The following is a 25,201-nucleotide window of genomic DNA, read 5'->3' as shown; positions in this document are numbered from 1 at the left end:
CCGTTACTAGAGGCTGCGCCTCGACGCAACGGCGGCTAACTCGCGACCCGGGCCGCTACGCCGCTTCGCGGCGGACCCTCCCTATGGGTCGGGTGTGCGGGGTTGGGAGTGCGGTCATGGCGGATTTATGGATTGGTAGGAGGGTTTGATGGACAGTTCGGTTGATGTTCCTTATGTGAGGTACGAGGTTGTTGACGGGTTTGCCACGTTGACCTTTGATTCGCCGCATAACCGGAACGCCTTGTCGTCCAAGCTTGTTCGGGAACTCGTTGCCGGTCTGACTGCGGCCAACGATGATCCAGCGGTGCGCGGCATCGTGCTCGCGCACACCGGCGACACCTTCTGTGCCGGTGCGGATCTCAAGGAGGCGACGACGGCCGATCCGGCCACCGCCGCCGACGAGCGCATCCGCGTCATGATCGACGTGCTGCGTGGCATCGTCGGTTCGCCCAAGCCGGTGCTCGCCCAGATCGACGGCAATGTGCGGGCCGGTGGCATGGGCATCATCGCGGCCTGCGATCTGGTGGTCGCCGGGCCGGGTAGCAGTTTCGCGCTCACCGAGGTACGCATCGGGATGGCGCCGTTCATGATCTCGCTCACCCTGCTGCCGCGGCTGTCCCCGCGTGCGGCGAGTCGGTACTACCTCACCGGCGAGAAGTTCGATGCCGCGGTGGCGCAGGAAATCGGCCTGATCACTGTCGCGGCCGCCGATGCCGCCGCGGAGGTGAAACGCCTGTGTGGGGAGCTGCGTAAGGGGTCTCCGCAGGGCTTGGCGGAGTCGAAGAAGTTGGTCAACGCGGCGCTGCTCGCCGAGTTCGACGCCGAGGCCGAGACACTGGCAAAACGGTCGGCGAGCTTCTTCGGCACCCCCGAAGTGATCGAGGGCATGACGGCCTTCTTCCAGAAGCGTCCGCCCAGCTGGGCACAATAGTCCGATGGCGACACCCCACGAACCCAAGCAGGACCGCAGCCGGGCCACCCGGCAGCGGCTGCTGGAGGCGACCATCGACTGCCTGGCCGAAACCGGCTGGGCAGCGGCTACCGTGTCGGTGGTCGCTGAACGGGCCGGGGTGTCGCGCGGCGCGGCCCAACACCATTTCCCCACCCGCGAGGACCTGATCACCGCCGCGCTCGAGTACATGTTCGAGTTCCGCATGGACCAGGCCAAGGCCGAAGCCGAAGCGGTGAACGCGGTCGCCCAGGGCGAAGGCCGCACGCGCGCAGTTGTTTCCGGGCTGGTCGAGTCCTACACCACCCCCTTCTTCAAAGCCGCCCTCCAGGTCTGGACCCACGCCGCCGCCGACCCGGCGCTGCGCGAACGCATCCTCCCCCTGGAAGCCCGCTTCGGCCGCATCTCCCACCGCCGCGCCGTGGAGGCCCTCGGCGTGGACGACTCCGACCCCGTGACCCACCACCTGGTCCAAGCCACCCTCGATCTGGCCCGCGGCCTAGGACTCGCCGACGTCCTCACCGACGACTCCGCCCGCCGCAAACTCATCGTCGACCAGTGGGCCGCCACCCTCCACACCGCCCTGAATCTGTCCCACTGAACCCTTGTGACCCGCCCTTTTCGGGGTATATAGTTCAGACATGGGGGAATATATATCGAGGGATTGTGTGATGACCAAGCGACTGATCGAGATCGACGACGAGCTACTCGAGTCCGCGCAGGACGCGCTCGGGACAGCCGGCGTCTCCGATACTGTTCGCGCCGCGTTGAACTCGGCCGTGGTGGCGCATGCGCGCGCCAGCGAAGTCGAATGGTTGGTCAACGGCGGCATGGCCGAAATGGCCGACAAGGATCGGCGCGACGACGTATGGCGATAACGGCGCGCTATCTCATCGACACCAGCGCGGCGGCTCGAATGCGCCAGCCGGATGTGGCGGCCACGCTCGGACCGCTGATCGAGGCCGGATTGATCGCCACGTGCGCACCGCTCGATTCCGAGGCGCTCTACAGCGCCCGTAGCCCTGCCGAATACGAGCAGATCCGCTTCCGTCGTCGGGCGGCCTACGAATATCTGCCGACCAATGACGAACACTGGGCCAGTGCTTTCACTATTCAGCGCGAACTCGCAAGGTCTGGCCGCCACCGAGCGGTCGGCATCCACGACCTGCTCGCGTCGGTTCTCGCGGTAGAACACCGCCTTGTCCTGTTCCACTACGACGCCGATTTCGAAACCGTTGCAGCGGTAGTCGATCTCAATCATCGCTGGGTCGCGCCGCGGGGGACTCTCGAAACCTCCTGACCAGGGGATGTCACACTTCGTTCGGCTGCTTCGTCGACTCTGTGAACGCGAAAACAAGCGACGAAGGAGTGGATCATGTTGGAGCAGAAGAAGATTGCGGTGGCCGGGGCGACCGGGCGGCTGGGGCGGCACGTGGTGGATGTGCTGGTCGAGCGTGGGCATGAGGTCGTTGCGTTCTCTCGGGCGAACGGTGTCGACATCGAGAGCGGTGCGGGGCTGGATGAGGCGCTGACCGGCGTCGACATTGTTATCGACGCGTCGAGCACTCCTTCGGCCGATCAGCAGGTGGCCACCGACTTCTTCACCGCGTCCGCGCGGAATCTCCATGCGGCGGGGGAGCGAGCCGGAGTCGAGCGGCTTGTTGTGGTGTCGATCATCGGGATCGACGGTTCGCTCGCCGGATACAACGCCGCCAAGCTCGCGCACGAGCAGGAATTGCTCAAAGGTGTGCTGCCGGTGCAGATTCTGCGTGCGGCGCAGTTCCATGAGCTTGTCGAGGTGATGGTCGGGTGGGGTACTCAGGGATCCGTCGCCTACGTCCAGGGCATGCGCACCCAGTTGGTCGCCGCTCGGACTGTCGCCGAGGCTCTGGTCGATCTCGCAACGAATCCGATTGCGGCCGAGGATATTCCGTTCCCCGAGATCGCGGGTCCGCAGCCGGAAACGATGGCTTCGGCGGCCGCTGCACTGGTAGAAACTCGTGGCGACGCCCTGCAGATCATCGAAACCTCCGACGATGCCAACCCGGACCGCGAGCAATTCGAAAACGGCACCCTGCTGCCGTCCCCACACGCCACCCTTGCTGGTCCGTCGTTCGCCGAGTGGCTCGCCGCGACGGTCCCCGTCGCACGCTGACGCTGGGCATGATGCGGCTCGGAGCCGGCTGGACCTCTGGGGGAAAACACAAGCTGAGCCCGGCTGATCGGAATGATCGGCCGGGCCCAGCCTGTGTGCGCGTCCAAGATTTCCTGGCCGTCTGGCTACGCCTTCGGTTGAGTGAGGTCGTAGAGGGTCACCCCGTCGACCGTGGTCGCGGTGTAGTTCGCCGTCACCCAGGCGGTGATCTCCGAACTGGTCGACTCGCTGTTCCCACCGGGCCCACCCCGCCCACCTGCGACGAAGTAGTGGATCTTTCCCTTGGCCACGTACTGCTGGAACTGTTCGAGTGTGGGGGACGGGTCGCTGCCGTTGAAACCACCGACCGACATCACGGGCAGTTCGGTAGCGAGCTGATATCCGGCGGCACTGTTGGAACCGACTGCCGCCGCCACCCAGGTGTAGTCCGTGCCGTTCGCCTCGAGCATGGTGACGACCTGCTCGCTCGGCTTCGACCCACCGAGCAGGCCACCGGGACCACCCATCCGCTGGTCACCACCGATCACGATCCCATTCGGCCCACCCTGCGCAGTGCTGTCTGTCGCGCCGCCGGGAACAGCTCCACCGGGGGTGTTGCCGTCAGGGCGAGCGCCACCGCCGGGCATCATACCCCTCTGCCCATTTTCTCCGCCGGGTCGCATCCCGTGCATCCCACCAACATTGGGCCCCGCTGACGGAATCGCCCCGGCATGCGCGGACGCGAGGGTATCGATGGAGTAGGCGATCGGCCCGCCGAGTCCGATGAACGCCGCAGCCAGCGCGGCGACCACCGATTGCCTGCGTGCCAGCGGGAACAGGAAGGCAACCGCCACAATGACGCCGACCACCAGGATGCTCCAGCGTAACCAAGGCTGGAAGGAAGCACTGCGCGACAACAACATCCACGCAGTAGCCGTGGTGAGCCCGATGGTGACGGCCCCCGCGCACCGCACCCACCATCGGTCACGCGCACCCCAGATCTGCACAGCCCCGATCCCCACCAGCGCCGCCACCGCAGGCGCCAGCGCCACCGTGTAGTACTGATGGAAGATCCCCGCCATGAAGCTGAACACCAGCGCGGTGACGAAAAGCCAACCACCCCAAAGGAGCAGCGCAGCGCGCCGGGTGTCCGTGCGCGGGGCCCGCCCACGCAACACGAGCTCGACCACGAGCGCGACCAACGCCGCCGGAATCAACCACGCGATCTGACCACCCTGCGCGGCATCGAACATCCGGGTGATCCCGGTATTACCCCACATCCCGTTCCCGCCTGCGGGCAGTTCACCGCCGGGCCCGACACTGCCGGTCTCGTTGCCGTTCAACCGCCCGAGCCCGTTGTAGCCGAGGGTGAGCTCGATGATCGAATTGTTCTGCGACCCACCGATCCACGGCCGCGAATTCGCAGGCCATAGCTCTACCGTCAGCAACCACCAGCCCGCCGCGGCGACCATGGCGGCACCCGCCGCGAACAACTGCGTGATCCGCTTGCCGATCTTCGGCGGACCGGCGACGAGATACGTCAGCGCCAACGGCGGCACCACCAGCAGCACCTGCAACTGCTTGGCGAGGAACCCGAACCCGATCAACCCGCCGGTGAGCAGCAACCAACGCCACCGCCCGTCCGAGACGGCTCGCGTCATCGCCCACGCGGCCGCGACCATCAGCAGCACGAGCAGCGCGTCCGGATTGTTGAACCGAAACATCAGCACCGCAACAGGAGTCACCGCGAGCACCGTGCCCGCGATCAAACCCGCCGCGGGCCCGAACGACCTGCGCACCGTCGCCCACAGCAGCGCGACACTCGCCACGCCGAGCAGTACCTGCGGCACCAACATGCTCCAGCTGTTGAGCCCGAACACCCGCACCGAAAGTTCCATCACCCACAGCGAAGCGGGCGGTTTGTCCACGGTGATCGAGTTCGCCGCATCGGAGGACCCGAAGAAGGACGCCTCCCACGACTGCGAACCGGCTTGCACCGCAGCGGCATAGAACTCATTGGCCCAGCCGTTCGCGCTCAGATTGATGAGATAGGCGACCAGCGTGCCGAATAGCAACGCCACCAATGCCGGCCGCTCCCAGCGCTTCCGGGAGCGCACTGTGGGCTCGAGCTCGATCGGTGAAGATGGGGCGATGGTGGTGGTCATCAGCGCACCTCCTGAACGGTCGAACGCGCTGCCGGATCCGAGCGGCGCGCGTGGGGTCGGTGCTTCTGACCTGCGGAAGTGCTGTCGCGGTCAACAGTGGTGCGGCCAGATACCTCGAAAACCATTGTGGTGCTGTCAGAGTCATCCTGGGCCGACGTGTCGCGAACAGCTTGCCTCCCAGGCTCGCTGTCCCCGACCCGCCGTCCCTCGTGCCGAAACACCCAGCGCAAGCCGACGAACCGAGCCAGTGTTGCAACGAGATTCGCGGCGATCAGCACGGTCAGCTCCACCGCGACGGGTGCGTCGGGAGCCCAGCGGTGCAGCGCGAACAGCGAGCCGCTGGTAACCGTCACGCCGAACCCGAAGATCAGCAACCCCTGGAACTGGTGCGAAATCGCATCTCCACGTCCGCGTACCCCGAAGGTGAAGGCCCGGTTGGCGGCGGTATTGCCCACCGCCGTCACCAGTAGCGCCACCAGATTGGCGCCCTGGCCGCCGAACATCGGTTGCAGCAGCAGATACAGGACGATGTAGGCCAGCGTCGACAGCATGCCGACGATCGCGAACCGCACCAGCTGGCCCACCATCCCGAGCGGCACCCCGGCGACCAGCGGTTCCCGGCCGACGGCGGCCCGCAACTCGTCGAGCGGGAGCGCGCCGGTCGTCAATGCCCTGGTCAACCGCCAGATCCCGCGCAGATCTTTGCGTGCGGTGGCGATGATGTCCACCCGGCTGTCGGGATCGTCGATCCAGTCGACAGGCACCTCGTGAATCCGCAGACCCGCCCGCTCGGCCAGCACCAACAGCTCGGTATCGAAGAACCACTCACCATCGTGCACCAGCGGCAGCAGCTCGCGGGCGACTTCGGTTCGCACGGCCTTGAATCCGCATTGCGCATCCGAAAACCCGGCTCGCAGTGTCGTTTTCAGCAGCAGGTTGTAGCAGCGGGAGATGATTTCACGCTTGGGTCCGCGCACCACGCGCGCCGACGCGTCGAGCCGGGTCCCGATCGCGAGATCGGAATGCCCGGACACCAGCGGCGCGATCAGCGGCAGCAGCGCGTCCAAGTCGGTCGACAGGTCGACATCCATGTACGCGACCACCGCCGCGTCCGAGCTCTCCCACGCCGTCCGCAACGCCCGCCCACGCCCTTTGGCATCCAGGTGCACCACCCCGACGCCATCGAGTTCGGCGGCCAGCAGTTCGGCCACCGCGAGAGTGGCGTCGGTGCTGGCATTGTCGGCGATGGTGATGCGGGCCGTGAAGGGAAATCCGGCCCGCAGGTAGGCGTGCAACCTGCGCACGCACAGGCCGAGATCGGCCTCTTCGTTGTAGACGGGTATCACTACGTCGAGCACCGGCGCGCGGCTGCTCTGCATGGCCTTCTGCTCGGCCTCGGTCTGAGTCATGCGACCCACACTCGATGGCCGCGCTGCCACCGAGCTGGGACCGAGCTGGGAGGTTGCTGGGGATTCAGCCGCGACGCACGCGCACCACGCTGTCCACGCGCTGCCCGACCACGCCGTCCGGGCTGGTCGAGGGGGTGTGGACCAGCTCGGCGGTCTCGACCTGCCACTCGGGCCCGAGCTCGAGCTGCTCGAGCACCTGCTCGATGGTCGGGAACACGTGCGCGTGCATCTCGCTGGACGCCCAGCTCGGCGCGGCCGCGTGCGCGCCGATCACCAGCACACCACCCGCCGCGACGGCCGCGGCCGCACTGCGCAGAATCCCGGCCCGCTCGTCCGGCCGCTCCACCGGCGAGTGCAGGAACTGCGCCGACACCAGGTCGAAGGTGCCCGCCGGGAAACTCGCCTGCAGATCGTGGCGCTCCCACGCGATCGTCACCCCGGCCTCGGCAGCGCGCTGCGCACCTCGCTGCATCGCCGTCGCGGAGATGTCGACGCCGGTCACCTGCCAGCCGCGCTGTGCCAGCCAGATCGCGTCGGCGCCCTCGCCGCAGCCGATATCGAGAGCGGTCCCAGGGGCCAGCTCGGCGACCTCACGCACCAGGAGCGGGTTCGGGTTGCCGGTCCAGATCTGTTCGCGCTCGCGGTAGAAATCTTCCCAGAACTCTTCGGCGTTCGCCACGGTCTCGGTCATCGATACTCCTGGTCAGTGCGGGTAAAATGCTCGTTTCGATAGTGCATCGGCCGCTTCGATTACCGCCAGAAAAATTGCTGAATCGGCAATTGTGTTCCCGCTCTCGGTGCGGTGCGTAACCCCCGGTACGGCCCGCCCTAGTATTACTACCGTGACGCGCGGTTACCCCAAGACGAACGAGGCGCCGCGACGTCGTGTCGACGCGCGAACCGAACGCTGGCGCGAGCATCGCGTGCAGGTGCGCATCGAATTCGTCGACGCGGCCTTCCGGGCGCTCGATCAAGTCGGGCCCGATGTGAGCATGGGCGACATCGCCAAGGAAGCCGGCGCGGCCAAGCCCAAGCTGTATCGCCATTTCGAGGACAAGACCGACCTCTACAACGCGATCGTCGACCGGGTGCGCGACATGCTCTGGGAGCGCGTGCTCACCAGTGTGAATCTCACCGACGATTCGATCGCCGAACTCGTTCACACCGCGGCCACCGAATACGTGGCGGTGGTGTCGGCGCACCCGAACGTCTTCCGGTTCATGCTGCACAGCCATTTCAGCCAGCAGGCCAAGGAAACCGAACGCGCACTGGTCGCCGCCCGTCAATCAGCAAGGCGCGCAGCGGAATTCTTCGCGGATCTGCTGCCGACGGAATCGATCGACGTGACCGGGATCGAGCTGGTGAACTATTCGATTTTCGGTGCTGTCGCCTCGGCCACGGACTGGTGGCTCGGCGCCAATCAGCGCGAGGTATCGGCGATGCCGGTCGAGCGCTTCGTCGATTATCTGGCCGAAAGCATCTCGGCCCTTGCACTGGCACATGCCCGCTTCAACGGAGTCACAATCGACCCGTCGAAACCTCTCCACGACGCCTTCAGCGCGTAGCCGCGATCTCTCACGCCCGGCACGAACTTCGTTGTTCTCGCCGATCACGTCATTGGGGTCGGTGGGGGCGCGATGAGTTCAGTATGAACCTGGGCACCGACAAGTTTGCGACGCCACGCTAGGCGAACCTACGCGTTCGCACCGGCCGTGCGCGGCCGAGGAACGCTGCGCCCGTCAGTCGTCTGTGTGCAATCGCCAGAGGGGTGAGACAGGCCCGTGACCTGCGCCGAGGTCGTAGGAGGCGGCGAGGCAGCGGTAGGTCCACTCCTTGGCGAACTCGACCGCGTCGGGTACCGAGTAGCCGTTGGCGAGGGCGCTGGTGATCGCCGCTGCGAGGGTGTCGCCGCCGCCGTGGTCGTTGCCGGTGGCGATGCGCGGGGCGGTGAATTCGCGGAAGGTGTCGCCGTCGTAGAGCAGATCGGTGCTGACTTCCGAGGCGCGCAGGTGCCCGCCCTTCACGATCGCCCACTGCGCACCCAGCGCGTGCAAGGCCTCGGCGGCTTTGCGGGCGGTGACGTCGTCGACCACCTCGATGCCGGTGATCAGACGCACCTCGTCGAGGTTCGGCGTCACCACGGTTGCCAGCGGAATCAACGTATTGCGTACTGCTTCAAGGGCTTCCGCGTGGAGCAGTGGGTCGCCGTGCATCGAGGCCGCGACCGGATCGACCACCAGTGGGATGGTGCCGTCGCGCCCGATCCCGAGCTCACGACACACCCCGGCAACGGCTTCGATGATCGCGGTGGAGGCGAGCATGCCGGTCTTGGCCGCGCCGACGCCGATATCGCGAACCACCACGCGCACCTGATCGGCCACGACCTGCGGCGGAATCTCGTGAAAACCGCTGACGCCCACCGTGTTCTGCACGGTCACCGCTGCCACCGCCACGCACGCGTGCACGCCGCACAGTGCCATGGTGCGCGAATCGGCCTGGATGCCCGCGCCGCCACCGGAGTCGGTGCCCGCGATGGTGAGCGCGCGAACGGGGGTCTGGCCATCGGGGGTCAGCGGCAACATCTTCACGCCCCAACCCTACGGCTCGCGTGTGCGGGTGCGAGACCCGTTTGCCTGCGGCAAATGAAAACCATTATCATTAACTCTCGTGACCAACTCCCTGACGCATCTGCCCGTCACCGTCCTGTCCGGTTTCCTCGGCGCGGGCAAGACCACGCTGCTCAACCACATCCTCGCCAACCGCGACGGCCGCCGGGTCGCGGTGATCGTCAACGATATGAGCGAGGTCAATATCGACGCGGCGCTGGTCGCAGGCCAGGGCCACCTCGACCGCACCGAGGAGAAGCTGGTCGAGCTCACCAACGGCTGCATCTGCTGCACCCTGCGCGAGGACCTGATCGAGGCCGTCGCCCGGCTGGCGCGCGAGGGCCGCTTCGACCAGCTGGTGATCGAGTCCACCGGCATCTCCGAACCCATGCCGGTGGCCGCCACCTTCGACTGGGAGTTCGAGGACGGTTTCCGCCTCGGCGACATCGCCCGCCTCGACACCATGGTCACCGTCGTCGACGCCTCCACTTTCCTCGCCGAACTGGTGCGCGGGCAGGCGCTGACCGAACGTAATCTCGAAGCGGGCGAGGGTGATTCGCGTTCGATCGCGGATCTGCTTGTCGACCAGGTGGAGTTCGCCGACGTACTGCTGATCAACAAGACCGACCTGGTCAGCGCGAACGCCGCCGCCACGGTCGAGGCCACCGTGCGCAGGCTCAACCCGCGAGCGCACGTGCTGCGCACCGAAAAAGGTGTCGTCGAGCTGAACGAAGTGCTCGCCACCGGACGCTACAACCCGGTGGTCGCGGCCGAATCCGAGGGCTGGGCCGAGGAATTGGCGGGCGGGCACACCCCCGAAACCGAGGAATACGGGATCAGCAGCTTCACGTACCTCGCCGACCGGCCCTTCCACCCGCAACGCCTCGCCGACGTGCTCGAGCGGCTGAAGGGGATGTTGCGCAGCAAGGGTTTCTGCTGGATCGCGAGCCGCCCCGAGCTGGCGGCGATCTGGTCGCAGGCGGGTCCGAACCTGACCTTCGAACCCGGTGCGTGGTGGTCGGAGCTGGAAGTGCCTGCGGGACAAGAACTTGTGTTCATCGGAGTGCGCCTCGACGCGCCCGCTCTGCGGCGCGAACTCGACGCCGCACTGCTCACCGATGCGGAGTTCGCGGCGGGCGCGAGCGAGTGGGCCGGCTACTCCGACCCGTTCCCGGCGTGGGCCGAGCTGCACGAGCATCACTGATCGGTCTCATTGGTGCGCGTATGACACTGCGCTGGTGCATGATTCGAATGGGTCGCGACCCACGCACCGATGAGGGGAGCGTGGGCCGCGGCACCTGGTCGAATCAGGCGAGCGCGGCGAAGAACTCACGGATGTCGCCGACCAGCACCTCGGGTGCCTCGTGCGCGGCGTAGTGCCCGGCCGCGTCGTTCGCGCCGCCCGTGGCTGAGCTGGTGTCATAGCTATTCCAGCTCACGATCTTGCTGTGATCGCGCTCGGCGAACCGGCGGATCGACTGGAAATCGCCGGCGAACATGGCAAGGCCGGTCGGGACCGTGGTCGGCTCGGTCGGCTGCTCGGTGGCGTGGGCGTCCTCGTAGTAGAAGCGCAGCGACGAACCGGCCGTTCCGGTGAGCCAGTACAGCGCCACATTCGCGATCACGAACTGCGGATCGAGGGATTCGCCGAACAGCTGTGCGTTCCAGCCGAGCAGGCCCACTGGGGAATCGGCCAGCGCGTAGGCCAAGGTCTGCGGCTGCTGGCTGTGCAGGGTGTTGAAGGCCATCTTGTTCTCGTGGAACCACTGAAGATGTTGCAGCGCAGCCATATCCGTCTCGGACAGGCCATCGAACTCCGCCGGATCGCCGGACGGGAACGAGAACAGCTGAGTGACGTGCACGCCGATCACATTGTCCGGTGCGATCCGGCCGATCTCGGGGGAGACCATCGAGCCGCCGTCGTTGCCGATGGCGCCGTAGCGCTGGTAGCCCAGGCGCGCCATCAGTTCGGCCCAGGCGCGGGCGGTGCGGTAGCGGTTCCAGCCGGTGCTGCGGGTGGGGCCGGAGAAGCCGAAGCCGGGCAGCGACGGGATGACCAGGTGGAAGGCGGGCTGATCGGCGGATTCGGGTTCGGTGAGCGGGGTGATCACGTCGAGGTATTCGAGGATCGAACCGGGCCAGCCGTGGGTGAGGATCACCGGCGTCGCGTCGGGGCGCGAGGAGCGGATGTGCAGGAAGTGGATGTCCTCGCCCTCGATCTCGGTGGTAAACTGGGGGTAGGCATTGAGTTCGGATTCCAGTGCGCGCCAATCGAACTCCTCGAGCCAGTACTCGGCGAGGTTCTGGACGCGGCCGACCGGAACGCCGTAGGCATCGCCGACGCCGGGCAGTTCGTCGGGGTAGAGGGCGTTGCGCAGGCGGGTGGCGAGATCGTCGAGCTCGGCCTGCGGGATGTCGATGGTGAAGGGCGTGATGGCGGTCATGTCGACTCCTCTTTGTGAAACGGAATGTTTCGTTCTGTTTCAAACGTAGCAGAACGGAGCATTCCGTTTCAAGTGGTAGGCTGATATTCATGGCGAAGACCGAAACCGCACCCCGTTTGCCCGGCCGCAAGGCGCAGGCTGCCCGCAACGACGGGTTGATCCTCGACGCCGCTCGCGCGGTGTTCCTCGACGATCCGAATGCGCCGATCGCGGCCGTCGCCGAACGGGCCGGGGTCGGGATCAGTGCGCTGTATCGGCGTTATCCGAGCAAGGAGGTGCTGCTGCGCACGCTGTGTCACGAAGGGTTGCGGCGGTTCAACGCGGAAGCTGATGCGGCGCTGGAGGATTCGGATGGTTGGCGGGGGTTCGTCGGATTTCTGGAGCGGGTGGTCGAAGCCGACGTGCACTCGCTCACCGTGCATCTCGCGGGCACCTTCACTCCGGACGAATCGATGCTGCCGGATGTGATGCACTCCGGTGAGGTCACCGAGGAGTTGGTCCGCCGGGCGCACGCCAGCGGGCGGTTGCGGGCTGATGTCAATGCGCTCGATCTGGGGTTGATTCTCGAGGCTTGTTCGGCGGTCGCTATGGCAGAGCCTGTGCGTACCGCTGAGCTGCGGCAACGGGTTCTTGCGCTGATGATCGACGGGCTTACTGTCGAGGGGTCGCTGCCCGGACCGCCTCCTGCTACGGGCGAATTCGCTTGGCGGTGGGAACGTAGGTCCTGAGCCCGGGGTTTACCGGGTCCGGGGCAGGTGTACCTTTTGCTGTGTTTTTGGAGCGCTGGCGCGCTCGAGCGGGGCCCCGGAGGGCCCCTTTGGGTAGAGACTGCCTGGGATTTCCCGACCCAGGGGGGTGTGGGGCTGGCAGACTTGGCGCATCATCCGGACGACGCGGAGGCGCGTAGTGAACTGGACTTTGGAAGTTGTGATCGTGCCGGTCTCCGATATCGACCGGGCCAAGGATTTCTATGCCGACAAGCTCGGCTTCGCCGTCGATCATGACACTGTGATCTCCGATGATGTGCGCATTGTGCAGCTCACCCCACCTGGCTCGGGGTGTTCGATTGTCATCGGCAAGGGCGCGGTCCCGCATATGGAGCCCGGGTCGCTGAAGGGGCTACAGCTCGTTGTCCCCGATATCAGGCAGGCGCATGCTGAACTCGTCGCGCGTGGTGTCGAGGTCACCGATATCCAAGAGCTCGGGAAGAACCCGCGGCCGGTTCCGCATCCGCTCGACAACGTCGGCTTCGTCTTCTTCAACGACCCCGACGGCAACAGCTGGGGCGTCCAACAGATCTCGAGCCGAGCGGGCTAGCCACCCAGCCGACCGGGCGCCGAGTAAACCTCGACCTGATTCGAACCCTGTCGGCCGACCCCTCGTGGCGGGCACCATGCACGAATGCTGTTGGACAAGCCCACCGAAACCGCCGAGCGACGGGTCCCCCTGTACCGCCGTCCGGGGTTTCTGCGTGCGCTGTCGCCGCTCGCACTGTTGCTCGTCTGGCAGCTCGCCAGCACCAGCGGCTGGATTCCGCCCAAGAAGCTGCCCGCGCCGTCCGGGGTGCTGGACGCGGGTCTGGAAACCTACCGATCCGGCCAGCTCACCGAGGCTCTGCTGGTTTCCGGCCAGCGGGCACTGTACGGATTCGCGCTCGGCGCGGTGCTCGCGCTGGTGCTCGGGGTGCTCGCCGGGCTGAGCAAGATCGGTGAGTACGCGGTCGACCCGCCACTGCAGATGATTCGCACCATCCCGCTGTTCGGGTTGATCCCGCTGTTCATCATCTGGTTCGGCATCGGCGAGGAACCCAAGGTCTACCTGATCGCGCTCGGCGTGTTCTTCCCGCTGTACCTCAATACTTTCTCGGGCATCCGCCAACTCGACCCGAAACTGCTCGAACTCGGCAGCGCCCTGCACCTCGGCCTCGCCGAACGCCTGCGCCTGCTGGTCCTGCCCGGTGCCCTGCCTCAGATCCTGGTCGGCGCCCGCCAGAGCCTCGGCATCGCCTGGCTCTCGCTCATCGTGGCCGAACAGATCAACGCCAGTGCGGGTCTGGGCTTCGTCGTCAACAACGCCCGCGAATTCCTGCGCACCGACATCGTCGTCTTCGGCCTGGTGGTCTACAGCCTCCTCGGCCTGCTCACCGACTCGATCGTCCGCCTGCTCGAACGCCGAGCCCTGCGCTGGCGCCCGACGGTGAACCGCTGATGTCCGCTTCTTCCGCCGACTCGAGGACCCACCCCGTCCCGCGAGTGGGCAGGCCCGCTACCCGTTCGATCGCGAGGTTCACACCATGACCGCTGCCGCCGTCACAACTGTCACCCCCATCTCCTCGCGGTCGCCACGTGTGGCCGCCGCGCGAATCTCCGGTCTCAGCAAGCGATTCGGTGAGCGCACCGTGCTCGCCGGGATCGATCTCGAGATCGGCGCGGGCGAGATCGTGGCGCTGGTCGGGCGCAGTGGATCCGGCAAGTCCACGCTGTTGCGGATCCTCGGCGACCTCGATACCGCCACTCGCGGTGAGGTTTCCGTCGAAGGCGGGCCGACGATCGTCTTCCAGGAGCCCCGATTGATCCCGTGGCAGCCGGTGGTGCGCAATGTGGCCATCGGCAGGCCGAAGCCGCGCCATCGACGGGTCGACGAGCGGGCCGCCCGTGACCTGCTCGCCGAGGTCGGCCTCGCGGATCGGGCGGACGCGTGGCCGCTCACCCTGTCCGGCGGGGAGGCCCAACGTGCCGCGCTGGCAAGAGCTTTGGTGGCCGAGCCGACCCTGCTGCTGCTCGACGAACCCTTCGGCGCGCTCGACGCACTGACCCGCCTGACCATGCACGATCTGCTGCTCGGTCTGCACGCCCAGCGCGAATTCGGCGTGCTGCTCGTGACTCACGATGTGCTGGAGGCGATCACGCTCGCCGACCGTGTGCTCGTGCTCGACGAGGGTCGGATCGCCGCCGATGTGCCCATCGAACTGTCTCGCCCACGCGCCACCGCGGCACCCGAGGTCGCGGAGTACGCAACCCGTCTGCTCGCCCTGCTCGGTGTCACGCGCTGAACCGCTGCTGAGCGCCGCGATCCACACTCCATCCCACGCATGAAAGTTGTTCCTGTGAAACGCACTCCGAAGTCTCGTCTGGCCGGTCTGGCGCTCGCCGTCGTCGCAGCCCTCTCGCTGAGCGCCTGCGGTGACGACGCATCGACCGAAACCGCGCACTCGGGACCGGTCGACCTCAGCACCGTGACACTGAAAGTCGGTGACCAGAAGGCGATTTCGATCGAGGTGCTGTTGAAGGCATCGGGGCAGCTGGAGAACCTGCCCTACAAGATCGAATTCTCCACCTTCACCGCCGGTCTTCCGCTGGTGGAAGCGGCGAGCGCAGGGGGTATCGATATCGCGCAAACAGGTAATACCCCAGTGATTTTCGGTGCGGCGGCCGACGCGGACGTCAAGATCGTCGGTGCGCTCTCGGCCACCGGGAAGGGTGACGCGATCCTGGTCGGCAAGGACTCGACCATCGGCTCCGTCGCCGCACTCAAAGGCAAGAAGGTCGCCGTCTACAAGGGCAGCTCGGCCAATGCGAACCTGCTGCTGCAACTACAGAAGGCGGGCCTGTCGCTCAGCGATATCGAGCCGGTCTACCTCGCCCCCGGCGACGGCTACACCGCACTCACCCGCGGCGACGTCGACGCCTGGGCCACCTGGGACCCCTACACCGCCATCGCCGAAAAGGAATCGGGCGCCAAGTCCATCGCCACCGCCGACCAAGCCGCCAACGGCTACAACTTCTGGGTAGCGGGCAACAAAACCATCGCCGACGCGGGCAAATCCGCGGCCCTCGCCGACTTCTTCCAGCGCTACGCCGCCGCCACCAAATGGTCCGCGGACAACCTCGACACCTGGTCCACCAAGTACGCCGAACTGACCCAGATCAGCGTCGATGCCTCCCGCACCACCTGGACCCGCTCGATCAAGCAACCGATCAAGCTTTCCGATCAGGTGATCGCGTCCGAACAGGAAATCGCCGACGCCTTCACCAAGGCCAAGGCCATCCCGGGCAAGGTCGACTTCGAGTCCTTCGTCGACACCCGCTTCGACAAGTCGTAATCCGCACCGACAGACAGCGGTGCCCGCGATCCACCTCCGATCGCGGGCGCCGTCCGCGTGATGCGCCCACTGTTCGCTCGTTGCCCGGTCGGGCTCCCCGGCGAACCGCTGATGACTCGGTAGGTTCGAGTGCCGGGGACTCGGATACCGGCCATGACCAGGAATCGGTGGTGAAGCTGCGTGGTGGGCACAAGTGCGGGGGCGTACGGATCGGTGCGCTGGGTCATGCTCGGGGTGCTGTGCGCGAGCCTGTTGCTGGTGGCGATGGACGCCACCATCCTCAATGTGGCGTTGCCGTCGCTGATCGAGGATCTGCAGGTCGGGCCGCTGGAGCAGCTGTGGATCATCGACATCTACGGGCTCGTGCTCGGCGGGTTGCTCATCACCACGGGGGCGCTCGGTGATCGGGTGGGGCGAAAGTTGTTGTTCATCAGCGGTTTCGTGCTGTTCGGTATCGCTTCGGTGGTCGCGGCTACCGCGGGGAGTGCGGCGCAGTTGATCGGTGGGCGGGTGTTGCTCGGGATCGGCGGGGCGATGGTGATGCCGTCGACGCTGTCGCTGATCCGCAATATCTTCACCGATGCGCGCGAACGGACCATGGCCATCGGGATCTGGGCGGCGGTGGCGGGTGTGGGGGCCACGGTCGGGCCGATCGTCGGTGGGTTTCTCGTCGAGCATTTCGGGTGGGCGTCGGCGTTCTGGCTCAATGTGCCGGTGGTGCTGGTGACGGTGGTGGTCGGACTGTGGGTGTTGCCGGAATACCGTGCGCCACAGGCGGGCCGCCTCGACTGGTTCGCCGCCGCGCTCTCGGTGGCGGGCATCGTCTGCCTGGCGTGGGGCGTCAAACATCTCGCGAAAGGTGAAGCGAGCGTGGTGGACTGGGCGATCCTGGTCCTCGGCATCGCCGCGCTGGCCTGGTTCACCCGCCGCCAGCTCACCGCCACCGACCCGCTGCTGGACGTGCGATTGTTCCGCAACGGTGCGTTCACCGCGGCCGCCGTCGCGACCCTGCTGGCCATGATGGCCATCGGCGCGGCCATGTTCCTGATCTCGCTGTGGCTGCAATACGTCCACGGATTCAGCCCGTCGCAGGCGGGTATCCGGATGCTGCCCGCCGCGCTCACACTCCTCACCGCCTCCCTGCTCACGCCGATGCTGATGGAGAAGTTCGGCGTCCGCGCGGTGCTCGGGGTCGGCCTCGGCGCGGTCGCGCTCGGCTTCCTGCTGCTCGCGGTGAGTCCGGAGCCGACCACCTATCCGGTGATCGCGCTGGTGCTGGTGTCGTTCGGGCTCGGTGACGGCATGGCCGTCACCGCGGCGGCCGCCGTCCTCGTCGGCGCGGTCCCCGCCGACCGTGCCGGCCAGGCGGGCGCGGTGGAGGAGACCAACTACGAGGTCGGTGTCGGCTTCGGCGTCGCTCTGCTCGGCAGCCTGCACGCCAGAATCTTCACCCAGCACATGACCGATCTCTCCGTCCCCGCCGACCGCCTCGACCAGGCGAGCGGCTCCATCGGCGGCGCCGCCGAAGTAGCCGCCGACCTCCCCGAACCGGCCCACACCCAACTGGCCCAAGCCGCCACCCACGCCTTCGACACCGCCCTCACCACCACGTCCTACATATCTGCCGCAGTGGTAGCCGTCGTCACTGTCGTCACGGTCTGGCTGGTCCCCAAGGGCTTCCAGATCACCGGCGGCCACTGAGGGTGGATACGGCGCGAGTGAGTGGGTGATCGGATCAACCCTTGACGCAACCAATTGGTTGCCATACGCTGAATGGCAACCAATCAGTTGCGATACAAGGAGGCATCATGGGATTCCCTGATCGGATCGTGCGGACCGTTGAGCTTGCGCATCCGCCGACGAAGGTGTGGGCAGCGCTGACTACGGCGGAGGGGTTGGCGAGTTGGTTCGGTAATACCGCCACTATCGATCTGCGGCCGGGTGGGGACGCTCGGATGACGTGGAACGACGGCGAGCATGTCGCGAATATGCGGGTGGAGCGGGTGGAGGAGCCGACGGTGTTCGGCTATACCTGGCCGATCAGCGGGTTGCCCGACGAAGATCCGCGGCGCACGTATGTGGAGTTCACGCTCGAGCCGGTCGGCGCGGGGACGCGGCTGACCGTGGTCGAGACCGGGTTCGCGCAGCTGTCCGACGATGCCTACAAGGAGGCGTTCGAGGGCAATATCGGCGGCTGGAAGAGCGAGCTGGGTGAGCTGGTCGAGTACCTCGATGCGGCCTGAGTCAGAGGCGACCGCCGAACGAGTCTTCGTCGCGCTGGCGGATCCGAGCAGGCGAGCGGTGCTGGCCGCCCTCGCCGCGAACGGGCCCGCCACCGCGACGGACCTCGCCGATCGACTGCCCATCACCCGGCAGGCGATCGCCAAACACCTTGCGCTGCTGGCAGAGGCGGGCTTGGTGATCGCGGAACCGGGGGAGCGGCGCAGGGTGCGCTACCGCCTCGACTCCGCTCCTATGCAAGTGGCTCAACAGTTCCTGGCTGCCATGGCCCGTGACTGGGACGGGCCGTTGGACGCCCTCCGGAAGCATCTGGACGGCTGAACCGAAGGAAAAGCAATGAGCGAGAACAACTTCACCGCGACCACCACCGTCGACGCGACGCCAGCGGAGGCGTTCGCGGCGATCAACAACGTCCGCGGGTGGTGGAACGAAACGATCGAAGGAACCACGGGCGTCGTGGGCGACAGCTACCGTTTCGAAGTCCCTGGCGCGCACCGCTGCACCATGACCACCACCGAGTCGATCCCCGGTGAGCGTCTGGTCTGGCATGTCACCGACACCTACATCTCCTTCATCGCCGACACGGCCGAATGGGAGAACACCGACGTGGTTTTCGACATCGCCGAACGCGACGGTGGCACCGAAATCCGTTTCACCCATGTGGGTTTGCGTCCGGCCGACGAATGCTACGAGGTGTGCGCCAACGCCTGGGGCGCCTACATCACCAAGAGCCTGCACGGCCTGATCACCACCGGCACCGGCGACCCGTTCCGCACCGACAGTACCTTCGAGACCGAGGTGCTCAAGCACGGCAATGCTGATCTGGTGAAGCCGCGTCCCTAGAGCGATTCCGGCCCCTGTGAGTCGAGGTAGCCGACGTCTGGCGGTCACCTCCCGTGCTCCGCCGACCGAGCGACCCCTGGCCGGTACCGCGGATCGGCGCCGAGTGCGATGCGACCGACTACGAGATGGCTGTGAGACCGGGCCTGCGGACAAGGGTGCATTCGAGGCCTTGCCCCGGTCCGTATGTGAGGCCTAACGCGGTGCCAGCAGCAGTGTTTGGGTGCTGCGGCCCAGTGGCCCGGTCTCGTCGAAGAGTGCGGATTCGGCGAGGCCGATGCCGTGGGGTTGGGGGTGGGTGATCGCGTCGAGGCAGACCCATTCGCCGACCGGTTGGCGGTGCAGGGTGACGGTGAGGTCGGTGTTGATGAACAGGTACTTCGACCAGTCCAGGACGGCACTCACGCCATTGCCCGAATCGGCGGCCGCGAGTACGCGCTCGAGTGGGCTCGGGGTGGTGCCCGCGACGATCGGATACTTCAGGCGAATCCAGCAGACTGCCGGGCCGGGCTCGTCGAAAGAGCCGGTGGTGAAACGGTATTCGATGCCGGTGTGGAAACCGATTTCGTGGTCGGTCGGGAACGGCGACGGTTCTGCGGCATCGGGGAACGGTCGGGTGCCGGTGGGCAGGAATTCCTCGGGCAGGTCGAGCGCGGGCTCGGCCAGCTTGATCCGCCACGCCTTCGCCTGCATCACCGGCCCACGCTCGGACGACAGCGTCGCCTCGATCAACTCGACACTGCGCCCCGCCCGCACCACCTTCGCCTGGGCGGTCAACGGCGCCAACGGAACGGGCCCGAGAATCTCCACCGCGACCCGCCCGACCTGGAACCCCGGCCGCGGCTCACACCGCTCGATCACATGCCCGAGCAGCGCCGACGGCGGTCCGGCATGCTGGGCGTCCGGTGACCAAGGGCCCCGGGTCAGCTCGGTCGAGAGGAACCGGTTCGGGTCCTCGGGGTCTCGGCGGTAGAAGGCATCGGGCACCCGGCTGACGTTACCCCCGCCCCGCGATCCGAGGTAGCCGCTGCGCGCGGGGCAGTGATGAGCGAATCCGCCGATCGGCGGGCGCGACCCACCCCACCAGGTCGCGCGCGGTATTCAGGCCTATGCGCTGCCGGTGTAGAGGGCTGTGAACAGGTCGAACAGCGGGCGGAGGGCGCACGGGCTGGTATCCGAAGTGCAGCCGATGGAGGACGAGCCGGAGTCGGCGACCGGCAGCGACGCGGCCTGGGCGGTGCCGATCGGGGCGGCGACGGACAGGGCGGCGGCCACGAGGGCCCCGGCGACGATGCGCTTCATCAAATCACTCCAGTGCTCGGCGTGCCGGTAGCTCGACACAATTACCTACGCTACCGATCTCCAGGGCGAGCGAAAGCCCCGAGATTCAGGGCCCGACTCCGGCGGACGAGCACAGTGGGGCCAGCCTGATCGCCGCGCTCGATTGGGCACCAGCGGTAGTGGCGCTGCGGATCGGAATGACCGGTTACTGTCGCCCGCGTGGGGTGGATTCTTTTGGTGACACCGATGGTGTTGTGGGCGTTGATCGCGGCTAGTACTCGGTGGCGGGTTATCGGGGTGATGGTGCTCGCGGTGATCGGGTTCGGGGAGTATGCGCTGTTCTCGAGGTGGGTGTTTCCCGAAGGGCAGCTCACCGGGATTGTCGCGCTCATCGTGCTCACGATCGCGATCTTGGTTGTCGCGCCGTTTCTGGAGGGGCCGGTATTCGCGGCGGAGGAGTCGCGAATGGTCAAGGCTCGCAGGCGGATCGGCTATGTAGCGGCTTTCGTGGTCTGCCTGCTCGTGGGTGGCCTCGTCGGGTTGTCCGCGCCGCTGGTCATCCAGATGGGGCGATATTCGTGGGTGCCGGGGGAGGACGCGATCCAGCCGTTGCCCGATGGGTTGGTTGTTCGGGAGAGTGCCGACGAAGGGTGTGTAGGCAGGTCGTCGAACAGCGGCTGCGATCGAAGCTTCGTCATCGGTGCAAACGGGGCGACGGCCGAGGAGATCTCCGCCGACCTCCGTCAGCACCTGACCGATACCCGTAAGTGCGCGTTCGAGTTTCGGGCTACCCGTGGCTACTGGTGGGGTGAATGCCCGATGGGTGGCTGGCTGTTCGACCGGCATGAGACATCGGCGTCCGTCTCGGTTCGCGACGACGGTTATGTCTTGCTGTACCTGTCATTTCTCGATGACTGGTGAGGGTGCCCGCCCGGTTGTCACCGGGCGGGCAGCGGATCAGACGACCGGGAGGTAGACTTTGTTGCCCTGGTCGGCGAACTCGGCGGACTTCTCGGCCATGCCCGCCTCGATGGCGGCTACGTCGGTGAGGCCCTGTTTTTCGGCGTACTCGCGCACGTCCGCGGAGATGCGCATCGAGCAGAACTTCGGACCGCACATCGAGCAGAAGTGGGCGGTCTTGGCGGGCTCGGCGGGCATGGTTTCGTCGTGGTATTCGCGGGCGGTGTCGGGGTCGAGCGAGAGGGCGAACTGGTCGTGCCAGCGGAATTCGAAACGGGCCTTGGACAATTCGTTGTCGCGGTCCTGGGCGTGGGGATGGCCCTTGGCGAGGTCGGCGGCGTGGGCGGCGATCTTGTAGGTGATCACGCCGACCTTGACGTCGTCGCGGTTGGGCAGGCCGAGGTGCTCCTTGGGGGTGACGTAGCAGAGCATCGCGGTGCCCGCCTGGGCGATGATCGCGGCACCGATGGCCGAGGTGATGTGGTCGTAGGCGGGTGCGATATCGGTGGCCAGCGGGCCGAGGGTGTAGAACGGCGCCTCTTCGCACAGCTCTTCCTCGAGGCGCACGTTCTCGACGATCTTGTGCATCGGCACGTGGCCGGGGCCTTCGATCATCACCTGCACGCCATAGGATTTCGCGATCTTGGTGAGCTCGCCGAGGGTCCGGAGTTCGGCGAACTGGGCCTCGTCGTTGGCGTCGGCGATGGAGCCGGGGCGAAGGCCGTCACCGAGTGAGAAGGTGACGTCGTACTTGGCCAGGATCTCGCACAGTTCCCGGAAGTGTGTGTACAGGAACGATTCCTGGTGATGTGCCAAACACCAAGCGGCCATGATGGATCCGCCGCGCGAGACGATGCCGGTGACGCGCTTGGCGGTGAGCGGGATGTAGCGCAGCAGCACCCCCGCGTGCACGGTCATGTAGTCGACACCCTGCTCGCACTGCTCGATCACGGTGTCGCGGTACATCTCCCAGGTGAGCTTGGTGGGATCACCGTTCACCTTCTCCAGCGCCTGATAGATCGGGACGGTGCCGATCGGGACCGGGGAGTTGCGCAGGATCCACTCGCGGGTCTCGTGGATGTTCTTGCCGGTGGACAAGTCCATGATGGTGTCGGCGCCCCAGCGCGCGGCCCACACCATCTTCTCGACCTCTTCGGCGATCGACGACGACACCGCCGAGTTGCCGATATTGGCGTTGATCTTGACCAGGAACTTCTTGCCGATGATGGTCGGCTCCAGCTCCGGGTGGTTGTGGTTGGCGGGGATCACCGCGCGACCGAGCGCGACCTCGTCACGCACCAGTTCGGGCGAGACACCCTCGCGAGCGGCGATGAACCGCATCTCAGGGGTGATGATGCCCTGGCGAGCCCAGTGCAGCTGGGTGGGCGGGCCGTCGACGGTGGGCTTTTCCCAGTCGTCGCGCAGTTTCGGCAGCCCGGCTTCGAGGTCGATCACCGCGTTGTCGTCGGTGTACGGACCGGAGGTGTCGAAGACATCGAAGTGTTCGCCGTTGGTGAGGTTGATCCGGCGAACTGGGATGCGCAGGCCGTCTACCTCCTGATAGTGCTTGACGCTGCCCTGGATCGGGCCAGTGGTGACGGTGTCGACAGGCGTGTTAGAGCCCATGATTCTTCCTCCCTACGCCGGCATTACCCGGTCAGGTTCATACGGTCGACGGCCCTGACGCCCGATTGGGCTAGCCATCCTCTCAGCCCGCTGGTGCGAGCCCCCGTTGGTGTGAATTGCCTGGCCGACGATACCCGCCGCAGATGACGACCCGCCCGGGGACGGCCTAGACAGACGCTGAGTCGAGCCGCTTCGGCGCGTCGTGGGTGACGTCCTCGGCTTCATCGAGCCCGAACTTGTTGTGCAGCACCACCAGTGGCTTCGGGGACCACCAGTTCCAGGTGCCCATCATTCGCATGAGGGCCGGGGCGAGCAGGCCGCGGATGACGGTCGCGTCGCTGATCACCGCGAGGGCGCAGCCGAGGCCGAACAGTTTCATCATCGACACGCCGGAGGTGGCGACGCCGAGGAACACGATGCTCATCAGTAGGGCGGCGGCGGTGAAGATGCGGCCGGTGCGGGCCACGCCCATCGCGACGGCCTCGGTATTGCCCTCGGTGGTCTTCGGCCCGGCCAGCCATTCCTCGCGAATGCGCGAGAGCAGGAAGACCTCGTAGTCCATGGACGCGCCGAACGCGAGGCTGAACATGAGGATGGGCATGGCCAGGTTGAGGGTGCCGGTGGCGGTGAAGCCGAGCAGCTCCGACAGGTGACCCTCCTGGAAGATCCACACCATCGCGCCGAAGGTCGCCGCCAGCGACAGGATGTTGAGGATCAGGGCCTTGATCGGGAGCACCACGCTGCCGGTGAACAGGAACAGCAGCACCAGGGTGGTGAGTGCGATCAGGGCGCCTGCCAGGGGCAGCTTGCCGGTGATCGCGTTGACCGAGTCCTGGTTGAGCGCGGCCGGGCCGGTGATCAGGGCCTTCGATGGTGCGGCGACGGTGCGCAGGGTGTCGAGTTGAGCGCCGCCTGCGTCGGAGTAGGGGTCGAGTGAAGTGGCGACCGAGAGGTAGGCGCCGTGCTGCGGGTCCGACATCTCGGGCACGCCCGCGGCCACTCGCAGCCCGTTGCGATACACCGCCGCACTGCTGAGGACGGCAGGCACATCGGGAACCTTGGACAGTTCCCGGGCGTAAGCGTCGAGTTCGGCTGCACTGCCACGGAATTCGGGCAGGGCGATGGTGGCGCTCGAGGCGAGGTCGGCATCGAATTCGGTGCGCAGGATGTCGCCAACTTCGCGACTGGCGACATCGGTGGGCAGCGACCGGTCGTCGGGATAACCGAACTGCACACCCAGGAACGGCGAGCCGAGCAGTAGCAGGAACGCGGTGGCGGCCAACGCGATCGACATCGGACGCTTCATCACCGCGATGACGAGGCCGTACCAAAACGTCTGGCGCGGTGCCTTTTCCGCGCGCGGAGCCAGCCGGAACAGGCGGCGCATCGGTGCGCGCAGATCGCCCGCGTCGATGCGGTGACCGACCAGGATGAGCAGCGCCGGCAGCACGATCACCGCAGCGGCCGCAGCGGCGGCGACCACGGCGATGCCCGCGTAGGCGAACGACTTGAAGAAGTACTGCGGGAATACCAGCAGCGCCGAAAGTGAGAGCGCGACAACAAGAGCCGAGTACACCACCGTACGACCGGCGGTCTGGATCGCGCGGGTCACCGCTGCCGTCGGGGTCGCGCCCGCGGTCAACTCCTCGCGATACCGGCTCACGATGAACAGGCTGTAGTCGATCGCCAACGCCAGTCCGAGGGCGGTGGTCATGTTCAGCGCGAAGATCGACACATCGGTGAGGGCGGTCAGCACGCGCAGAATGCCCAGTGACGCCGCGATGGCGAACAGCCCGATCGCCACCGGCAGCGCGGCGGCCATCAGACTGCCGAACACCAGCGCCAGCAGCAGACCGGTGATCGGGATCGCGATCGCCTCGGCGATGATCAGATCCTTGCTGATCTGGGTGTTGATATCGGCGAAGGTGGCGGCGAGCCCACCGGCCTTGACCGTGACCGGACCGTTCTCTACCTGCAGTTGTTCGCTCAGCTTCGCCGCCCGATCGGGCAGTTCGGCGTCGTCGCCCGCGATGCTGGCCAGGATCAGCGCGTGCTTGCGGTCCTTGCTGAGCATCGCCTGTTTGAGGTCGGGGCGCGCGGTCCAGTAGGACTGCACGCCGCTGACCTCGGGATTCGCGTCGAGGACGGCGATCGCGTGGTCGGCGGCCGCGCGGGCCTCGGCGGAGTCGGCCACGCCCTCGGCGGAGATCGTCAGCACGAAGTTGGGTTCGCTGCCGGGGAAGTGGTCGTTCAGATACTGGCTGGCCTGCACCGAATCGAGATCGTCGGTGACGAATCCGCCCGATTTCATGTGCGAGTGCACCGTGGCGCCGATCGCGCCGCACAGAATCATCAGCAACAGTGCGACCGCGACCACCCAGCGTGGTCGGGCGACGGCGGTGCGGGCGATTTTCGTCAACATCGTCGGGCCTCTTAATTGTGAC

At 66.5% G+C, this 25,201-nt stretch carries 26 protein-coding genes and 1 riboswitch; of the genes, 17 read left to right on the top strand and 9 right to left on the bottom strand.

Going from position 1 to position 25,201, the window contains the following annotated elements:
- Positions 1-148 precede the first annotated feature (148 nt).
- The 5 genes from ACFW6D_RS14320 (at position 149) to ACFW6D_RS14300 (ending at position 3,104) form a co-directional block, all read left to right on the top strand.
- Complete coding sequence (locus ACFW6D_RS14320) at positions 149-931, top strand: enoyl-CoA hydratase family protein (RefSeq protein WP_379328180.1); 783 nt, start codon at positions 149-151, stop codon at positions 929-931.
- Between the two features lie 4 nt (positions 932-935).
- The gene (locus tag ACFW6D_RS14315) at positions 936-1,550 is read left to right on the top strand and encodes a TetR/AcrR family transcriptional regulator (protein WP_379328178.1); all 615 of its coding nucleotides are present in this window, start codon (positions 936-938) and stop codon (positions 1,548-1,550) included.
- Between the two features lie 70 nt (positions 1,551-1,620).
- Positions 1,621-1,827, top strand: coding sequence for a hypothetical protein (locus ACFW6D_RS14310; RefSeq protein ID WP_056814932.1), 207 nt, complete (start codon positions 1,621-1,623; stop codon positions 1,825-1,827).
- Positions 1,818-2,249, top strand: a complete 432-nt coding sequence (locus ACFW6D_RS14305) for a PIN domain-containing protein (RefSeq protein ID WP_379328176.1) — start codon at positions 1,818-1,820, stop codon at positions 2,247-2,249. Before ACFW6D_RS14310 ends, ACFW6D_RS14305 begins: the two co-directional genes overlap by 10 nt.
- Before the next feature lie 75 nt (positions 2,250-2,324).
- Positions 2,325-3,104: an SDR family oxidoreductase gene (locus ACFW6D_RS14300; protein ID WP_379328174.1), complete on the top strand. Its 780-nt coding sequence runs from the start codon at positions 2,325-2,327 to the stop codon at positions 3,102-3,104.
- A gap of 125 nt (positions 3,105-3,229) precedes the next feature.
- Here the strand turns inward: ACFW6D_RS14300 and ACFW6D_RS14295 are convergent, their stop codons facing one another.
- The 3 genes from ACFW6D_RS14295 to ACFW6D_RS14285 all read right to left on the bottom strand — a co-directional run bounded on the left by ACFW6D_RS14295 (position 3,230) and on the right by ACFW6D_RS14285 (position 7,348).
- On the bottom strand, positions 3,230-5,248 hold the full coding sequence (locus ACFW6D_RS14295) for an ArnT family glycosyltransferase (protein ID WP_379328172.1): 2,019 nt from the start codon (positions 5,246-5,248) through the stop codon (positions 3,230-3,232).
- Positions 5,248-6,657 (bottom strand): glycosyltransferase, encoded by a 1,410-nt coding sequence (locus ACFW6D_RS14290; RefSeq protein WP_379328170.1) that lies wholly within the window; start codon positions 6,655-6,657, stop codon positions 5,248-5,250. The genes ACFW6D_RS14295 and ACFW6D_RS14290 overlap by 1 nt, the downstream gene beginning before the upstream one ends.
- A 64-nt stretch (positions 6,658-6,721) precedes the next feature.
- Positions 6,722-7,348 (bottom strand): class I SAM-dependent methyltransferase, encoded by a 627-nt coding sequence (locus ACFW6D_RS14285; protein WP_379328168.1) that lies wholly within the window; start codon positions 7,346-7,348, stop codon positions 6,722-6,724.
- A gap of 151 nt (positions 7,349-7,499) precedes the next feature.
- On the opposite strand from ACFW6D_RS14285, the gene ACFW6D_RS14280 reads away from it, so the two are divergent.
- The gene (locus ACFW6D_RS14280; RefSeq protein ID WP_379328166.1) at positions 7,500-8,222 is read left to right on the top strand and encodes a TetR/AcrR family transcriptional regulator; all 723 of its coding nucleotides are present in this window, start codon (positions 7,500-7,502) and stop codon (positions 8,220-8,222) included.
- Between the two features lie 174 nt (positions 8,223-8,396).
- On the opposite strand, the gene thiD is transcribed toward ACFW6D_RS14280, so the two are convergent.
- The gene (gene thiD / locus ACFW6D_RS14275) at positions 8,397-9,245 is read right to left on the bottom strand and encodes a bifunctional hydroxymethylpyrimidine kinase/phosphomethylpyrimidine kinase (RefSeq protein ID WP_379328164.1); all 849 of its coding nucleotides are present in this window, start codon (positions 9,243-9,245) and stop codon (positions 8,397-8,399) included.
- Between the two features lie 79 nt (positions 9,246-9,324).
- Here thiD and ACFW6D_RS14270 point away from each other — a divergent pair, with 79 nt between their 5' ends.
- The gene (locus tag ACFW6D_RS14270) at positions 9,325-10,467 is read left to right on the top strand and encodes a GTP-binding protein (protein ID WP_379328162.1); all 1,143 of its coding nucleotides are present in this window, start codon (positions 9,325-9,327) and stop codon (positions 10,465-10,467) included.
- A 103-nt stretch (positions 10,468-10,570) separates the two neighbouring features.
- Here the strand turns inward: ACFW6D_RS14270 and ACFW6D_RS14265 are convergent, their stop codons facing one another.
- Positions 10,571-11,707, bottom strand: a complete 1,137-nt coding sequence (locus ACFW6D_RS14265) for an epoxide hydrolase family protein (RefSeq protein WP_379328160.1) — start codon at positions 11,705-11,707, stop codon at positions 10,571-10,573.
- A gap of 89 nt (positions 11,708-11,796) precedes the next feature.
- Here ACFW6D_RS14265 and ACFW6D_RS14260 point away from each other — a divergent pair, with 89 nt between their 5' ends.
- The 9 genes from ACFW6D_RS14260 to ACFW6D_RS14220 all read left to right on the top strand — a co-directional run bounded on the left by ACFW6D_RS14260 (position 11,797) and on the right by ACFW6D_RS14220 (position 18,893).
- Entirely contained in the window at positions 11,797-12,435 is a 639-nt protein-coding gene (locus ACFW6D_RS14260) for a TetR/AcrR family transcriptional regulator (RefSeq protein ID WP_379328158.1), read from the top strand.
- A 178-nt stretch (positions 12,436-12,613) separates the two neighbouring features.
- Positions 12,614-13,024 carry a VOC family protein gene (locus tag ACFW6D_RS14255; RefSeq protein ID WP_379328156.1) on the top strand — a complete coding sequence of 137 codons (411 nt, stop codon included), beginning with the start codon at positions 12,614-12,616 and terminating at the stop codon, positions 13,022-13,024.
- Between the two features lie 84 nt (positions 13,025-13,108).
- A complete protein-coding gene (locus ACFW6D_RS14250; protein WP_379328154.1) occupies positions 13,109-13,915 on the top strand; it encodes an ABC transporter permease in 807 nt (268 codons plus the stop codon).
- 85 nt (positions 13,916-14,000) lie between these two features.
- Positions 14,001-14,759, top strand: coding sequence for an ABC transporter ATP-binding protein (locus ACFW6D_RS14245; protein ID WP_379328152.1), 759 nt, complete (start codon positions 14,001-14,003; stop codon positions 14,757-14,759).
- 39 nt (positions 14,760-14,798) lie between these two features.
- A complete protein-coding gene (locus ACFW6D_RS14240) occupies positions 14,799-15,809 on the top strand; it encodes an ABC transporter substrate-binding protein (RefSeq protein ID WP_379328150.1) in 1,011 nt (336 codons plus the stop codon).
- Positions 15,810-15,989: 180 nt separating this feature from the next.
- The gene (locus ACFW6D_RS14235) at positions 15,990-17,510 is read left to right on the top strand and encodes an MFS transporter (RefSeq protein WP_379328148.1); all 1,521 of its coding nucleotides are present in this window, start codon (positions 15,990-15,992) and stop codon (positions 17,508-17,510) included.
- A gap of 107 nt (positions 17,511-17,617) precedes the next feature.
- A complete protein-coding gene (locus ACFW6D_RS14230; RefSeq protein WP_379328146.1) occupies positions 17,618-18,052 on the top strand; it encodes an SRPBCC domain-containing protein in 435 nt (144 codons plus the stop codon).
- Positions 18,042-18,371 (top strand): ArsR/SmtB family transcription factor, encoded by a 330-nt coding sequence (locus ACFW6D_RS14225; RefSeq protein WP_379328144.1) that lies wholly within the window; start codon positions 18,042-18,044, stop codon positions 18,369-18,371. Before ACFW6D_RS14230 ends, ACFW6D_RS14225 begins: the two co-directional genes overlap by 11 nt.
- A 15-nt stretch (positions 18,372-18,386) precedes the next feature.
- Positions 18,387-18,893 (top strand): SRPBCC domain-containing protein, encoded by a 507-nt coding sequence (locus ACFW6D_RS14220; RefSeq protein ID WP_379328142.1) that lies wholly within the window; start codon positions 18,387-18,389, stop codon positions 18,891-18,893.
- Positions 18,894-19,085: 192 nt separating this feature from the next.
- Here the strand turns inward: ACFW6D_RS14220 and ACFW6D_RS14215 are convergent, their stop codons facing one another.
- Both ACFW6D_RS14215 and ACFW6D_RS14210 read right to left on the bottom strand, forming a co-directional pair.
- Complete coding sequence (locus ACFW6D_RS14215; RefSeq protein WP_379328140.1) at positions 19,086-19,877, bottom strand: thioesterase family protein; 792 nt, start codon at positions 19,875-19,877, stop codon at positions 19,086-19,088.
- 120 nt (positions 19,878-19,997) lie between these two features.
- Complete coding sequence (locus tag ACFW6D_RS14210) at positions 19,998-20,192, bottom strand: hypothetical protein (RefSeq protein WP_379328138.1); 195 nt, start codon at positions 20,190-20,192, stop codon at positions 19,998-20,000.
- A gap of 198 nt (positions 20,193-20,390) precedes the next feature.
- Between ACFW6D_RS14210 and ACFW6D_RS14205 the strand changes: the two genes are divergently transcribed.
- Positions 20,391-21,092: a hypothetical protein gene (locus ACFW6D_RS14205; RefSeq protein ID WP_379328136.1), complete on the top strand. Its 702-nt coding sequence runs from the start codon at positions 20,391-20,393 to the stop codon at positions 21,090-21,092.
- Between the two features lie 36 nt (positions 21,093-21,128).
- On the opposite strand, the gene thiC is transcribed toward ACFW6D_RS14205, so the two are convergent.
- Positions 21,129-22,757, bottom strand: coding sequence for a phosphomethylpyrimidine synthase ThiC (gene thiC, locus ACFW6D_RS14200; protein ID WP_379328134.1), 1,629 nt, complete (start codon positions 22,755-22,757; stop codon positions 21,129-21,131).
- A riboswitch (TPP riboswitch) is annotated at positions 22,750-22,874 on the bottom strand. It overlaps the preceding gene by 8 nt.
- A gap of 49 nt (positions 22,875-22,923) precedes the next feature.
- Entirely contained in the window at positions 22,924-25,179 is a 2,256-nt protein-coding gene (locus tag ACFW6D_RS14195; RefSeq protein WP_379328132.1) for an MMPL family transporter, read from the bottom strand.
- Positions 25,180-25,201: the final 22 nt, after the last annotated feature.

Source organism: Nocardia sp. NPDC058705, from assembly GCF_042749305.1.
Lineage (GTDB): Bacteria > Actinomycetota > Actinomycetes > Mycobacteriales > Mycobacteriaceae > Nocardia.
Note: the sequence above shows the minus strand (reverse complement) of the source record. Positions and strands in the feature narration are given on the sequence as shown.